This window comes from Paraburkholderia atlantica (genome assembly GCF_000092885.1).
GTDB lineage: Bacteria > Pseudomonadota > Gammaproteobacteria > Burkholderiales > Burkholderiaceae > Paraburkholderia > Paraburkholderia atlantica.
This window is the reverse complement of sequence record NC_014118.1, coordinates 1,197,881-1,211,818: the sequence shown is the minus strand read 5'-3', so window position 1 is coordinate 1,211,818 and position 13,938 is coordinate 1,197,881. Positions and strand designations below refer to the sequence as shown.

The window sequence follows — 13,938 nt, the reverse complement described above, 5'->3', positions numbered from 1 at the left end:
TGCCGCGAAGCGATCGAGCGCTAGGAATGCGTCTCCGCCGCGTGGCTCTGCGCGAGCGCGGTCCATAGAAACGTGCCGACCGCGCTTGCCCGCATCGGCAGGCTGAACAGATAGCCTTGCACCGCGCGCGCGCCGAGCGCCTTCACGACCTGGGCCTGCAATGGCGTTTCGAGTCCTTCCACCACGCATTCGAGCCCGAGGTTGCGGCACAGGTCGATCACGGATTTGATGATCTTCTTCGACGCGCTGTTGGTGTCGACGTCGGAGACGAAGCTGCGGTCGATCTTGATCGCGTCGAATGGCAAGCGGTGCACGTAGCTGAGGCTCGAATAGCCGGTGCCGAAATCGTCGAGCGACATCCTGCAGCCGGCCTGCTTGAGCATCGTCATCGCGCTGTGCGCCTGCGCGAAATCGCGCGTCAACGCGGTTTCGGTGATTTCGAACGTCACGCGATGCGGCGACACGCCGCTTGCCGCGACGATGTCGATCAGGCGACGGGCGCGCGCCGACGTCGAGATATCGATCGCGGACAGGTTGAACGACAGATACAGATCGGCCGGCCAGTGTGCGACTTCGGCGAGCGCCTGGCGCAGCAGCACGTCGGTGATGCCGAGAATCAGCTCGGTACGCTCCGCGATCCGAATGAATTCCTCGGGCCTGACCATGCCGAGCCGCGCGTTGTGCCATCGCCCGAGCGCTTCGAGGCCGATTGGCCGGTGGGTGAGCAGATCGTAGATCGGCTGGAACTCCAGGAACAGTTCCGCTTCGAGGTCCGCGTGACGCAACTCCTGCGTGACGAGGCTTAGGCGCCGCATCTGCGTTTCGTGCTCGGTCGAGAAAATCACCGGCATGCCGCGGCGGTTTTCCTTGCCGACATAGAGCGCGGCGTCGGCGCGTTCGAACACCTGCGCGACCGTCGAGCCCGCGTCGGGAAATGCGGCCCAGCCGATCGTGCCCGACAGCTCCGCGACATTGTCGGCGACCTGGTAAGGCTGACTGAGCGCGTCGCAGATCCGCTGCCCCAACTCGACCAGCGCTTCGTTCGACAGCTTGTGACGCACGAGCACGCCGAATTCATCGCCGCCCAGACGCGCGAACATCAGGCCGGTTTCGCTGATCGACACGAGCCGCGTGCCGACTTCCTGCAGCACGAGGTCGCCGCTCGCGTGACCATATATGTCGTTGACCTGCTTGAAGCCGTCCAGATCGATGAGTCCGACGTTGAAGCCGCCGCCGGTTTCGAGCGCCTGCTCCAGGATCGCGCTCAGCGCCGCGAAATAGCTGCGCCGGTTCGGCAGGCCGGTCAGACTGTCGATGTTGGCGAGCCGGTAGTTGTCGTCGCTGAGCCGTTGGGTGTTGTGCTGGCTTGCCTGCAATTCGCGTTGCGCTTGCACCGCGTCCGCAAAGGTACGGCAGTAAAGCTGGATGACCACCGCGAGCGCGACGCCGACCAGCGTCATGTCGACGGCCATCGCGAAGAACACCGGCGAGCCGCTGGAAACGAGGAACCCGAAGAAGCTCAGGATGACGATGCAAAGCAGCAGAAGCGCGGCCTTGCGCAGGTGGATCAGGCAGAACATGCTGCCGACCAGCGTCGTCGCCATATAGAACGCGACCTGCGCCTGCTGGTACGCACCGCCGTACGGGAACAACAGCAGCGACCAGCCGCTGAACGCGACGCCGAATACGCCGACGATCCACGTCACGCTGCGCAATTCGCTGACCACCTGGGCGTCCGTCATCGTCCGGTTGCGTTTGCGCCACCAGCGCACGCAGCGAAGCACACACAGCGCGCCGAGCGCGCCGGGCACATACATCGACAGCCAGGCCGGCGCGCTGTCCAGATGCGTCGCCGCGACCGCCGCCGTGTTGACGAGCAGGATGAAGTAGAGAAGCGGTACCTGGCGGCTGAACGCGTGCAACCGCGCACGCATCAGCGCACGGTCACGGTCGGCGACCGACAGTACATTCTTCAATCTTGCGAGCCAGACCATCACCATCCTTTTAACGTTTGCGCGCTAAACGCAGCTGTTTATATCGGCGCGAAGCTGGTTAACTTGAGCGTTTTGGCGGGTAAAGGCGCATCACAGCGGAGGGTCTGTGATCCGACTGCATGCTTACGAATCGTCGCGCGGTAAGTACTACCTGGCGGCGCCGGAAGCAGACGTTTGTGCCGGATGCCGGTGGCGAGACTCTCGACGAAAGCTCGCTATTGCAAATGCTCAAGGTTGGGGCACGACAGCACCCGCTGCGGCCGCATGGGAGTGCCGGGCTGGCCGGCTGGTGCGGGCGTGCCCCGTGGCGCTGACGAGACGAGCCGGACCGCGTCGGCTCCCGCATTCGCGAGCACGTATTTTTCCGGGCTGTCGTCCGGCTGCCAGTACGCGCGCAACACGTCGCCGTCGCTGAACACGAGCAGCTTGCCGTGCACCGTTTTTCCGCCGCCGACGAAGTCGACCGGTTCGCCATCGCGGAGCGAAAAGCCCTGCGCGGCACTGGAATTGGTTGCGCCGACGAGGGTCGCGCACGCGTTGTCGCCGGCCGCGGCAGCTCCCGATGACAACGCGGCAAGCAGCGCGCATGTTGCAAAGTGGCGAATTCTCACTCTTTTATGTCTTGCCGAAAGTTTTCTTATGACGTGGCTCGCAAATAGCGCGCCCGCGCTTCGCGAAAAGGGCTATCGTCATCGGGGAGGCCGCGCGGGCTCGCGTAACGGGACCTAACGTACTGAAATTGCAACGGATTGTGATGCGCGGCGAACGCTAATAACTCGACGCGCACGCATAAGCCCGCGATTCTTATGGCAGTTTGCGACGGAAAATCGTCAAACCGGCGCTCCGGCCTTGATACAAGCCTTACACCAAGGGTTTGCGCGAAGGTGCGCCTATGCGTTAGTGTGTCGGTCCCGGCGCCTTAGAGTGGCGCCGGTTCCATGATTACCATACGGGAAGTGCTATGAACAAACAGGAACTGATTGATGCAGTCGCCGCAGCGACGGGCGAAAGCAAAGCGGCAACCGGCCAGACCATCGACGCGATCGTCGAGGCAGTGACCAAGGCCGTGGTGAGCGGCGATACGGTGCAACTGGTCGGTTTCGGTTCGTTCTCGACCGGCGCGCGCGCGGCACGCGTGGGCCGCAATCCGTCGACGGGCGAAGAAATCCAGATCGCCGCGGCCAAGACGGTGAAGTTCACCGCGGGCAAGGCGTTCAAGGAAGCCGTCAACGCGTCGTAAGCAACGCGCATCACGCCGGAGCATTCGCGGTGCGCTTTGCAGCTTCCTGTGAGGCGCATGCGTGAATGATGCGATAGGCGTGAGGATCACGCGCTGCCCAACCCGCCTGGCGGTCTGCCCGGCAGCTGGCGCGGCGCGTGTGCCTGGCCCGTTGGGGCCTGGCGTTCTCGTCCTCGATCGGGCTTGATCGGGTCGCGAGTGGAGTCGTCGCCGAACCGCGGTCGCGCGGTCCGTGCGTTGTGCTGTCAGCCCGCGCGACGCTTGCGGGTTGCCTCGGCGAGCGTGGCGAGCACCGGTTCGGTCTGCGCCCAGCTCACACAGGCATCCGTGATGGACACGCCGTAACGCAACGGCACACCGGCCTTCAGATCCTGACGGCCTTCTTCCAGATGACTTTCGAGCATCACACCGATGATGCGGCCTTCGCGCGCCGACAGTTGCCGCGCGATATCGTCCGCGACCTCGATCTGCCGCATATGCGACTTGTTCGAGTTCGCATGCGAGCAGTCGATCATCACCTGTTCACGCAGACCCGCTGAACGCAGCGCTTCACAGGTCGCCTGCACCGACGCGCTGTCGTAGTTCGGTCCTTTCTTGCCGCCGCGCAGGATCACGTGCGCGTCGTCGTTGCCGCGTGTTTCGAAGATCGCGGCCATGCCCATTTTCGTAATGCCCATGAACGCGTGGCTCGCACGCGCCGCGACGATCGCGTCAGCGGCGATCTGCACGCCGCCGTCGGTGCCGTTCTTGAAACCGATCGGGCAACTCAGTCCCGACGCGAGCTGACGATGACTCTGACTCTCGGTCGTGCGCGCGCCGATCGCACCCCACGCGATCAGATCGGCGATGTATTGCGGGCTCAGCAGATCGAGAAATTCGGTCGCGGTGGCAAGCCCCAGACCGTTGATGTCGAGCAGCAACTGCCGCGCGCGGCGCAGCCCTTCGTTGATGCGAAAGCTGCCATCCAGGCGCGGATCGTTGATATAGCCTTTCCAGCCCACAGTCGTGCGCGGCTTCTCGAAGTACACGCGCATCACGATCAGCAGATCGTCGCGGTAGTGATCGGCGGCGGCCTTCAGCTTGCGCGCGTATTCGATTGCCTGGTCGTGGTCATGTATCGAACAGGGGCCGACGATCAGCACGAGCCGGTCATCGCGGCCATGCAGAATGTCGGCGATTTCGACGCGGGTCTTCTCGACCAGCGTCTGCACCGCGGGCGGCACCGGCAGTTCGTCCTGCAGCAGCGCCGGCGAAATCAGCGGACGGACCGCGCCGATGCGCACGTCGTCGATGCGCGTGGTGTCCTGGGTGGCGTCGGCCGAGCCGACTTCCTGATCGTGCAGGGGATTGTCGAGGGCGCTCAAGATGTTCTCCGCAATCGGTTGATGAGGCGGTCTTGCCGCCTGACTATGCGAGCGCCGCCGCGACGAAGGCGCGCGGGCGCTGCGTGGATGTGACGTGGACCGTGCGGATCTGCTGGCTGCGTACCTCGGGCGAGGTTCGACGCAAGATCATGCGCCGGACTTGACGCGACGCCGACGCGACCGCGCACGGATGCGCTGGCGCGATTATGACACTCGCGCCGGTTTGGCGGCTGGCGGATTCAGAGCTTCTTGATCAACGCCATCGCGGCGGCCGGGTTGCGCTCCTTGAAGCCGCTGATCACATACAGATAGACGTCACGCGGGACGGCTTTCGCGGGAGGCTCGGCGCAGGTTTCCAGATCGTCGGGCGTGCTACCCGCGGCGAGCTGGCGCGCGCGTTCGGCCCATGCGTCGAGTTCTTTCGTCGAATAGCCTTTGGCTTGCTTGTCGCTCGTGCCCATGATGCGCGCGTAGACGAACGGCGCGGTGATGTCGGCGATCTGCGGATACTCGCTGTCGGCCGCGAGCACCACCGCGACCTTGTACTTGCGCGCCAGCGCGATGAACTCCGGCGTCCTGAACGAATCATGACGAACCTCGACCGCATGCCGCAGCTTCTGTCCTTCGATGCTCGCCGGCAGCAGCTTCAGAAAGGACTCGAAATCGTCGGCGTCGAATTTCCTGGTCGGCGCGAACTGCCAGTTGACCGGTCCGAGCTTCTGTTTGAGCAACAGCACGCCGCTTGCGAAGAAGCGCTCGATCGTGTCGCCGGCATCGGCCAACACCTTGCGGTTGGTCGCGTAACGCGGCGCCTTCAGGGAGAAGACGAAATCGTCGGGGGTTTCCTGAAACCACTTTTCGTAGCTGGCCGGTTTCTGCAAACCATAGAACGTGCCGTTGATTTCGATCGACGTCAGATGCCGGCTCGCATATTCGAGTTCGCGGCTCTGCGTGAGGTCTTCCGGATAAAACGGCCCGCGCCATGGCGCGTAGGTCCAGCCGCCGATGCCAATGCGAATGCGTGCGGCGGACGCGGACTTCGACGGCGCTTCGGTTGATTTTTTCGTTGGCGCTTTCTTTGCGGCTTGCGGCTTGTCGCCGCGTTCTTCGTCAGGCTTGTCGCTTCGCTTGCTGCTTTCCTTCGCGCTTTTCGCTGCGGGCACTTGAGCTCTCCTTCAGGCTGCGGCGGGAAAGCTCGTAGATTAGCCGCTTTTCTCGCGGCGCGCGGCGCTGGCTTCGTCGAAACGACGGCTCGCTGCGGCCACTTCCACGCGAAAACGCTGCAACGCGCCAAGCGCGAGGTCGGGGGGCGTCAGCGCGGCCCACAGCACGTCGATCAGCTGATCGGCGGTGGCCTCGATATCGATCTGCCGGTTCGCGAGCGTCGCGTCCCACAGCACGTGTTCCATCGGGCCGAACACCATCGAGCGCAACAGTCGCAGCGGCATGTCGACGCGAATCTCGCCGCTTTGCTGGCCCTGCGCGAGCACGCGCATCAACGGCGCGGTGTAGCGGCGTTGCAATTCGGTCAGCGCTTCGCTCAGTTCGTGATGGCGCGCGCGACCTTCGGACAGCACGAGTGCGCATAGGTCGGTACCGTTCACGAGCATCAGCCGCAGATGCATGCGCACGATGAACGCGAACTGCTGGCGCACGTCGCCGTCGCGCGGCAGGCCCGCTTCGATCGCGTCAATGATCTCGTCGTACCAATCGCCGATAACCCGGGCGCACAACTCGCGCTTGCCGCGAAAGTAGCTGAACACCGTCGCCTCGGAAATGCCGAGGCGCTGTGCGATTTCCGCGGTCGTCGCGCGTTCGTAGCCCTTTTCGGAAAACACGTCGCGCCCCGCCTGAAGGATCTCCTTCACGCGCTGCTGCGACTTGCGCCCGGCCGGCTGGCGACGCGAGACGGGTAATCCGGCCTTCTCGACAACCGTCATATGAGTCAGATTCAGATTTTCGATGCAGATTGGGGGCAAACCGGCGTTCGAAGGCCGCGTAGATGCCCGATAAGCGCGATCGTAGCACTGAATAGGCGTGCTGACGCGGTTTTATCAATTTTCTGAGTAAAGCTCAAAAATACCTATTGACGCTTACGTCAATCTGGCGTGAAATGCGCCATGACATGTTTTCGCGCGCCGCGTCGTGTTCCGTCAGCGGCCGCCCACGAACTTAGGAGACACCGCAATGCCCAATCTGCCCGGTTTGCAGTTCCCGCTCGGCGAAGAGATCGAAATGCTGCGCGACAGCATTGCGTCGTTCGCCGCGAAAGAAATCGCGCCGCGCGCGGGAGAAATCGATCGCACCGATCAGTTTCCGATGGACCTGTGGCGCAAGTTCGGCGACCTCGGCGTGCTCGGCATGACGGTTTCCGAAGAGTACGGCGGCGCGAACATGGGTTACACCGCGCACATGGTCGCGATGGAGGAAATTTCGCGGGCGTCGGCATCGGTCGGCCTGTCGTACGGCGCGCATTCGAACCTGTGCGTGAACCAGATTCATCGCAACGGCACCGAGGCGCAGAAGCGCAAGTATCTGCCGAAGCTCGTGTCGGGCGAGCACGTCGGCGCGCTCGCGATGAGCGAGCCGAACGCGGGCTCGGACGTGGTCAGCATGAAGCTGCGCGCCGAGAAGAAGGGCGATCGCTACGTGCTGAACGGCACCAAGATGTGGATCACCAACGGCCCGGATTGCGACACGCTGGTCGTCTATGCGAAGACCGATCCCGAAGCGAATTCGCGCGGCATTACCGCGTTCATCGTCGAGAAGGGCATGAAGGGTTTCTCGGTCGCGCAGAAGCTCGACAAGCTCGGCATGCGCGGCTCGCACACCGGCGAGCTGGTGTTCCAGGACGTCGAGGTGCCGGAGGAAAACATCCTTGGGACATTGAACGGCGGCGTCAAAGTGCTGATGAGCGGTCTCGACTACGAACGCGCGGTGCTCGCGGGCGGCCCGACCGGCATCATGGTCGCTGTAATGGACGCGGTGGTGCCGTATATCCACGACCGCAAGCAGTTCGGCCAGTCGATCGGCGAGTTCCAGCTGATCCAGGGCAAAGTCGCCGATCTGTACACGACGCTGCAGGCATGCCGCGCATATCTGTACGCGGTGGGCCGCCAACTCGACACGCTCGGCAACGACCACGTGCGCCAGGTCCGCAAGGACTGCGCGGGCGTGATCCTGTACACGGCCGAGAAAGCCACGTGGATGGCCGGCGAGGCGATCCAGATTCTCGGCGGCAATGGTTATATCAACGAGTATCCGGTCGGGCGGCTGTGGCGCGATGCGAAGCTCTATGAAATCGGCGCGGGCACGAGCGAGATTCGTCGCATGCTGATCGGCCGCGAGCTGTTTGCCGAAACGCTGTGATGCAAGGGCGCGTGAGCCCTAACAACAGACGGCACTCTGGAGAAGCCACGTCATGCCGATCATCGAATCAAAACTGAACCCACGCTCGGACGACTTCCGCGCAAACGCGGCGGCGCTCGAAGCGCTGGTCGCCGATCTGCGCGCGAAGATCGAGCAGCTCGCGCAGGGCGGCGGCCAGGCCGCGCGCGACAAGCACACGAGCCGCGGCAAACTGCTGCCGCGCGACCGGATCTCGTACCTGCTCGATCCGGGCACGCCGTTTCTCGAACTGTCGCAGCTCGCCGCGTACGGCATGTATAACGACGACGCGCCGGGCGCCGGTGTGATCACCGGCATCGGCCGCATCGCGGGCCAGGAGTGCATGATCGTCTGCAACGATGCGACCGTGAAGGGCGGCACCTATTACCCGGTCACCGTGAAGAAGCACGTGCGCGCGCAGGAAATCGCCAGCGAAAACCGCTTGCCGTGCGTGTACCTCGTCGACTCGGGCGGCGCGAATCTGCCGAATCAGGACGACGTGTTTCCCGATCGCGATCACTTCGGCCGCATCTTCTACAACCAGGCGAATCTGTCGGCCGCGGGCATTCCACAGATCGCGGTCGTGATGGGCTCGTGCACCGCGGGCGGCGCGTATGTGCCGGCGATGAGCGACGAGTCGATCATCGTGAAGAACCAGGGAACGATTTTTCTCGGCGGCCCGCCGCTCGTCAAAGCCGCGACCGGCGAAGTGGTCAGCGCCGAAGATCTCGGCGGCGGTGACGTGCATACGCGTCTGTCGGGCGTCGTCGATCATCTCGCGCAGAACGATGCGCATGCGCTCGGAATCGCGCGCAGCATCGTCGGCAATCTGAATCGTGTGAAGCCGGCGCCGCTCGTGTTGCAGGAGCCGAAGCCGCCGCGCTACGACACGCACAGCATCTACGGCGTGATTCCGGTCGACACCCGCAAGCCGTTCGATATCCGCGAGGTGATCGCGCGTATCGTCGACGATTCCGCGTTCGACGAATTCAAGGCGCGCTACGGCACGACGCTCGTGACGGGCTTCGCGCATATCTGGGGGCATCCGGTCGGCATCGTCGCGAACAACGGCATTCTGTTTTCCGAGTCGGCGCTAAAGGGCACGCACTTCATCGAACTATGCTGCCAGCGCAAGATTCCGCTCGTGTTTCTGCAGAACATCACCGGCTTCATGGTGGGCCGCAAGTACGAGAACGAAGGCATCGCGCGCAACGGCGCGAAGATGGTGACGGCGGTCGCGACCGCGAAGGTGCCGAAGTTCACCGTGATCATCGGCGGCTCGTTCGGCGCGGGCAACTATGGCATGTGCGGCCGTGCGTATTCGCCGCGCTTTCTGTGGATGTGGCCGAACGCGCGCATCTCGGTGATGGGCGGCGAGCAGGCTGCGTCGGTGCTCGCCACCGTCAAGCGCGACGGCATTGAAGCGAAGGGCGGCAACTGGAGCGCGGAGGAAGAGGAAGCGTTCAAGCAGCCGATCCGCGAGCAATACGAGCACCAGGGCCATCCGTACTACGCGAGCGCGCGGCTGTGGGACGACGGCGTGATCGACCCGGCGCAGACCCGCGACGTGCTCGGCCTCGGCCTGTCGGTGGCGATGAATGCGCCGATCGAAGACACGCGCTTCGGCGTGTTCAGAATGTGATGGCGCGCGGCGCCGCGCTGCGAGAAAGCCAGCCAAAGGAGTGCAACGCATGCAATACGAAACGCTGAAGCTCGAGGTTGCCGGCCAGCTCGCGACGGTCACGCTCAATCGTCCGGACGTGCGCAACGCGTTCAACGAAACGATGATCGCCGAGCTGACCGCCGCATTCACCGCGCTCGACACGCGCGACGACGTGCGCGCGGTCGTGCTCGCCGCGAACGGCAAGGCGTTTTGCGCGGGCGCCGACCTGAACTGGATGAAAAAAATGTCCGGCTACTCGGACGACGAGAACCGCGCAGACGCGATGCGTCTCGCGGGCATGCTGTCGGCGGTATATCGCTGCAACAAGCCGGTGATCGCGCGCGTGAATGGCGACGCGTACGCGGGCGGCATGGGCCTGATTGCCGCGTGCGACATTGTCGTCGCGGTCGATAGCGCGCACTTCTGCCTGTCCGAAGCGCGGCTCGGGCTGATTCCCGCGACGATCGCGCCGTACGTGATTCGCGCGCTCGGCGAGCAGGTGTCGCGGCGCTACTTCGTCACCGCCGAAGCGTTCGACTGCGCGACCGCGTTGCGGCTGGGTCTGGTCAGCGAAGCGGTCTCCAGTGTCGAGCAGCTCGATGCGACGGTCGCGCAGCTCGCGCAGACGCTGTGCGCGAACGGCCCGCAAGCGGTGCGCGCCTGCAAGCGGCTCGTGCAGGACATCGCGGGCCGCGACTTGAGCGACGCGCTGATCGAGGACACGGCAGTGCGGATTGCGAAGACGCGGGCGGGCGCCGAAGGCCGCGAAGGCGTCGCGTCGTTCCTCGAAAAACGCACGCCGGGCTGGCGCAACTGACATGCCCCGCTAACAACAACCGCCCCGTACCGCCAATTTCATCGAGACACTCATGTTCAACAAGATCCTGATCGCCAACCGGGGTGAGATTGCATGCCGCGTCGCGGCGACCTGCAAGCGGCTCGGCATCGCGAGCGTGGCCGTCTATTCGGACGCCGACGCCAACGCGAAACATGTCGCCGCCTGCGACGAAGCAGTGCATATCGGCGGCTCGACGGCGGCGCAAAGCTATCTGCGCATCGAGCGCATCATCGAAGCCGCGCGCGCGACCGGCGCGCAGGCCGTGCATCCGGGCTACGGCTTTCTTTCCGAAAACGAAGACTTCGCGCACGCGTGCGAGGCAGCCGGCATCGTCTTTATCGGACCGCCTGTCGAGGCGATCGCCGCGATGGGCTCGAAGGCCGCCGCGAAGGCGCTGATGCACGCGGCCGCGGTACCGCTCGTGCCCGGCTATCACGGAGAGGACCAGGAGCCGCAGTTGTTGCAGGGCGAGGCCGACGCGATCGGCTACCCGGTGTTGCTGAAAGCGAGCGCGGGCGGCGGCGGCAAGGGCATGCGCGTGGTCGAGCGCAGCGCGGACTTCGCGGCCGCGTTGCTGTCGTGCAAGCGTGAGGCGGCGAGCAGCTTCGGCAACGATCGCGTGCTGATCGAGAAGTATCTGACCCGGCCGCGGCACGTCGAAGTCCAGGTGTTCGCCGATCAGCATGGCGGCGCCGTGTATCTGTTCGACCGCGACTGCTCGGTGCAGCGGCGGCATCAGAAAGTGCTTGAGGAAGCGCCCGCGCCGGGGCTGTCGGCCGAGGTCAAACGCGCGATGGGCGAAGCGGCCGTGGCCGCCGCGCGGGCGGTCAATTACGTCGGCGCGGGTACGGTCGAGTTCATCATGACGCCGACCGGCGAGTTCTATTTCATGGAGATGAACACGCGGCTGCAGGTCGAGCATCCGGTCACCGAGATGGTGACGGGGCAGGACCTCGTCGAATGGCAGCTGCGCGTTGCCGCGGGCGAGGCGCTGCCGCTCACGCAGCAGCAGTTGAAGCTCGACGGCCACGCGATCGAGGCGCGCATCTACGCCGAGCATCCGGCGCGCGGTTTCCTGCCGTCCACCGGCACGCTCAAGCATCTGCACATGCCCGAAGGCGTCGAGTTCGCGATCGACGCGGCCGGACTCGGCGAGCCGGGACGCAAGGCGCCGGTGCGTATCGACAGCGGCGTGCGCGAGGGCGACACGATCACGCCGTTCTACGATCCGATGATCGCGAAGCTGATCGTGCACGGCGCGACGCGCGAGGAGGCGTTGGCGCGCCTCTCCCGCGCGTTGCATGCATGCGAGGTGGTCGGGCCGCATACGAACGTCGAGTTTCTGCGGCGCATCGTCGCGAGTGAACCGTTCGCGAGCGGCGATCTCGACACCGGTTTGATCGAGCGTCATCACGACGCGCTGTTCGCGCCGGCACGGAAGCCGTTCAAGGAAGCGCTCGCGCTCGCGTGCGCCGCATTGCTGACCCGCGAGGGCGGCACCGCGCACGGCGCGTCGCCGTGGGACGCGCTGTCGCACTGGCGGCTCAATAGCGGTTACACGCAAACGCTCGGCTGGCGCGTGATCGACGACGGCGCCAACGATGACAGCCCCGAGTCGTTCACGGTCGTTTTCGCGCGCAACGGGGACACGCAAGCGCTCGTGCAAACCCTCGAACACGACGGCCTGCGCGAGGACTTCAGCTGGTCGGTCGGCACGGGCGCCCATGAATTCCGCGCGACGATCGGCGATGCGCGCGTGACGGGGCGTGTATTTGTCGACGGCGACAGGTTCCACGTGTTCTGCCACGGCGAGACGCTTGCATTCGAATGGCAGAACCTGCTCGCGCATGCCGCGGATGCCGAGCATGGCGAAGGCCGTCTGACCGCGCCGATGCCGGGCAAGGTGATCGCGGTGCTGGTCGAACCGGGCGCGGTGGTCGAGAAGGGCGCGCCGCTGATCGTGATGGAGGCGATGAAGATGGAGCACACGATCGGCGCGCCGGCTGCCGGGACCGTCGCCGAGGTGCTGTACGCGGTCGGGGATCAGGTCACCGACGGTGCGCAACTGCTGGTGCTGGACGTGCAGCAGGCGGATGGATAAGCGCGCCGAGCGCCGAGTGGAAAATGAGCGACGGCGTGAATCAGGCGAGCCGCGCGTAGCCTGCGGCGCGTGCCTCGCTTTCGAGTTCGCCGATGCGCGCGTAGTCGGTCAGCGGCAGCGTCGAAAAACCTCTCAAACGCAGACGTTTCGCGCGCTCGGGGCGGATGCTCAACGTCTCGTTCAATGCGTCGCGCAGCGCGGCAATCGTGGCCGGCGGCACATTGGCCGCGGCGATCAGCGGCAAGCCCGGCGAGGCGGCGGTCATGCCGATCGCGCGCACGCGTCGCGCCAGTTCCGGCAGCACATCGCCAACGAAGGCGAAGGTCACGCAGTCGATCGCGGCGACGTCCGCGCGATTGTCGGCAACCGCGCGCAGTGAACCGAGGTGCGAGCCCGTACGCAGCACGGAGCCGAAGAACATGCCGGCGCGAGCGAGCGGCGCGACTGCGTGACGAAACGCGTTCATGCCGCTGTTCGAATCGTCCTGATTGTAGGCGGCGCGCGCGCCGCGGCACGAGGCGAGTGAGTCGAAGCGCGCATCGGCGCGCGTGACCAGCACGCTCGAATAACGCGCGCCGTCGCAGCCGGGCGCGTCGAAGCAGGGTGTCGCGACCAATTGGACCTGCGCGTGCAGCCCGTGCATCAGCGGATAACCGCAAGTCTGCGAGATCAGCAGGTTCGGGCGCCGCCAGAAGCCGTGCAATTCCTCGTCCGGTTCGACGATGCGGCACGCGGGCTTGACCCGGCGCAGCACGTCGTCGAGCCACTCGCGCCATTCGAGGTCGAGCGCGGGTGTCACGTTGTACATCGGCAGGGCGGCGATCCAGCTCATGAAGGCGTTTCTCGCGCGCCTAATGTCTGACCAATTTGAAATCGTCCAGACCGAGCCGCACGGGCTCGCTCGGCGTGTACTGCCATCGCTGCGCGGCCACCGAGAGGATCTCGTCCTGCGCATCCTCGAACGCGATCAGCAGGTCCTGCTTGCGACGGCTCTCGGCGCCGCAGAACTCGACCAGCGCGTCGGCGCTGACTTCAAAAACCTGCGCGCGATCGTCGCAGCACACCCGGAACGCGACCGTCGCGCATTCCGTCACACAGGGCCGAAACCCTTCATCGACATAGACCGACATGGCGAACTCCTTCCAACGCCTGAATCGACAGGATGACAAACCGCGCCTGCCAGGTATGTGGGAGAACCGGCATTGACGGCCAAATGCCCGGCGCCGCGGCAGGCGCGACGGTCCGGAAACTGGCGGAAAGTAAGCCAGAAACTGGCGGCGGACTCGTTCGAGCCCGAGCCAGGGCCCCGGCGTGAACCGTGGCCGGAGGGAAGACTGCGGCGATTCGCCTC

Annotated in this window: 12 protein-coding genes; 5 read left to right on the top strand and 7 right to left on the bottom strand. The window is 64.9% G+C overall.

Features of this window, described 5'->3' with window-relative positions; translation table 11 throughout:
- Nucleotides 1–20: 20 nt before the first annotated feature.
- Nucleotides 21–1,994 carry a putative bifunctional diguanylate cyclase/phosphodiesterase gene (locus BC1002_RS21470; RefSeq protein WP_013092093.1) on the bottom strand — a complete coding sequence of 658 codons (1,974 nt, stop codon included), beginning with the start codon at nucleotides 1,992–1,994 and terminating at the stop codon, nucleotides 21–23.
- A 215-nt stretch (nucleotides 1,995–2,209) separates the two neighbouring features.
- On the bottom strand, nucleotides 2,210–2,605 hold the full coding sequence (locus tag BC1002_RS21465; protein WP_238538012.1) for a hypothetical protein: 396 nt from the start codon (nucleotides 2,603–2,605) through the stop codon (nucleotides 2,210–2,212).
- Between the two features lie 350 nt (nucleotides 2,606–2,955).
- Between BC1002_RS21465 and BC1002_RS21460 the strand changes: the two genes are divergently transcribed.
- Nucleotides 2,956–3,234: an HU family DNA-binding protein gene (locus BC1002_RS21460; RefSeq protein WP_013092091.1), complete on the top strand. Its 279-nt coding sequence runs from the start codon at nucleotides 2,956–2,958 to the stop codon at nucleotides 3,232–3,234.
- A gap of 245 nt (nucleotides 3,235–3,479) precedes the next feature.
- Here the strand turns inward: BC1002_RS21460 and BC1002_RS21455 are convergent, their stop codons facing one another.
- The 3 genes from BC1002_RS21455 to BC1002_RS21445 form a co-directional block, all read right to left on the bottom strand.
- Nucleotides 3,480–4,598 carry a 3-deoxy-7-phosphoheptulonate synthase gene (locus BC1002_RS21455; RefSeq protein WP_013092090.1) on the bottom strand — a complete coding sequence of 373 codons (1,119 nt, stop codon included), beginning with the start codon at nucleotides 4,596–4,598 and terminating at the stop codon, nucleotides 3,480–3,482.
- A gap of 239 nt (nucleotides 4,599–4,837) precedes the next feature.
- Nucleotides 4,838–5,761, bottom strand: coding sequence for a DUF72 domain-containing protein (locus BC1002_RS21450; RefSeq protein ID WP_013092089.1), 924 nt, complete (start codon nucleotides 5,759–5,761; stop codon nucleotides 4,838–4,840).
- A gap of 39 nt (nucleotides 5,762–5,800) precedes the next feature.
- On the bottom strand, nucleotides 5,801–6,538 hold the full coding sequence (locus BC1002_RS21445; protein WP_013092088.1) for a TetR/AcrR family transcriptional regulator: 738 nt from the start codon (nucleotides 6,536–6,538) through the stop codon (nucleotides 5,801–5,803).
- Between the two features lie 247 nt (nucleotides 6,539–6,785).
- Here BC1002_RS21445 and BC1002_RS21440 point away from each other — a divergent pair, with 247 nt between their 5' ends.
- From BC1002_RS21440 to BC1002_RS21425, 4 genes are read left to right on the top strand one after another with little or no spacing between them, the layout of a single operon-like run.
- Complete coding sequence (locus tag BC1002_RS21440) at nucleotides 6,786–7,967, top strand: isovaleryl-CoA dehydrogenase (protein ID WP_013092087.1); 1,182 nt, start codon at nucleotides 6,786–6,788, stop codon at nucleotides 7,965–7,967.
- A gap of 52 nt (nucleotides 7,968–8,019) precedes the next feature.
- Entirely contained in the window at nucleotides 8,020–9,627 is a 1,608-nt protein-coding gene (locus BC1002_RS21435) for a carboxyl transferase domain-containing protein (RefSeq protein WP_013092086.1), read from the top strand.
- 49 nt (nucleotides 9,628–9,676) lie between these two features.
- The gene (locus BC1002_RS21430; protein WP_013092085.1) at nucleotides 9,677–10,465 is read left to right on the top strand and encodes an enoyl-CoA hydratase/isomerase family protein; all 789 of its coding nucleotides are present in this window, start codon (nucleotides 9,677–9,679) and stop codon (nucleotides 10,463–10,465) included.
- Nucleotides 10,466–10,517: 52 nt separating this feature from the next.
- Nucleotides 10,518–12,587, top strand: a complete 2,070-nt coding sequence (locus BC1002_RS21425) for an acetyl/propionyl/methylcrotonyl-CoA carboxylase subunit alpha (RefSeq protein ID WP_013092084.1) — start codon at nucleotides 10,518–10,520, stop codon at nucleotides 12,585–12,587.
- A 40-nt stretch (nucleotides 12,588–12,627) separates the two neighbouring features.
- On the opposite strand, the gene BC1002_RS21420 is transcribed toward BC1002_RS21425, so the two are convergent.
- Together BC1002_RS21420 and BC1002_RS21415 are read right to left on the bottom strand one after the other, a co-directional pair.
- Nucleotides 12,628–13,419, bottom strand: coding sequence for a phosphate/phosphite/phosphonate ABC transporter substrate-binding protein (locus tag BC1002_RS21420; protein ID WP_013092083.1), 792 nt, complete (start codon nucleotides 13,417–13,419; stop codon nucleotides 12,628–12,630).
- 19 nt (nucleotides 13,420–13,438) lie between these two features.
- Entirely contained in the window at nucleotides 13,439–13,717 is a 279-nt protein-coding gene (locus tag BC1002_RS21415) for a DUF1488 family protein (RefSeq protein ID WP_013092082.1), read from the bottom strand.
- Between the last annotated feature and the right edge of the window lie 221 nt (nucleotides 13,718–13,938).

Coding starts and splice junctions, on each gene's coding strand:
- BC1002_RS21470 (WP_013092093.1), bottom strand. CDS start 1,994: ATGGTCTGGCTCGCAAGATTGAAGAATGTACTGTCGGTCGCCGACCGT.
- BC1002_RS21460 (WP_013092091.1), top strand. CDS start 2,956: ATGAACAAACAGGAACTGATTGATGCAGTCGCCGCAGCGACGGGCGAA.
- BC1002_RS21445 (WP_013092088.1), bottom strand. CDS start 6,538: ATGACGGTTGTCGAGAAGGCCGGATTACCCGTCTCGCGTCGCCAGCCG.
- BC1002_RS21440 (WP_013092087.1), top strand. CDS start 6,786: ATGCCCAATCTGCCCGGTTTGCAGTTCCCGCTCGGCGAAGAGATCGAA.
- BC1002_RS21435 (WP_013092086.1), top strand. CDS start 8,020: ATGCCGATCATCGAATCAAAACTGAACCCACGCTCGGACGACTTCCGC.
- BC1002_RS21430 (WP_013092085.1), top strand. CDS start 9,677: ATGCAATACGAAACGCTGAAGCTCGAGGTTGCCGGCCAGCTCGCGACG.
- BC1002_RS21425 (WP_013092084.1), top strand. CDS start 10,518: ATGTTCAACAAGATCCTGATCGCCAACCGGGGTGAGATTGCATGCCGC.
- BC1002_RS21420 (WP_013092083.1), bottom strand. CDS start 13,419: ATGAGCTGGATCGCCGCCCTGCCGATGTACAACGTGACACCCGCGCTC.
- BC1002_RS21415 (WP_013092082.1), bottom strand. CDS start 13,717: ATGTCGGTCTATGTCGATGAAGGGTTTCGGCCCTGTGTGACGGAATGC.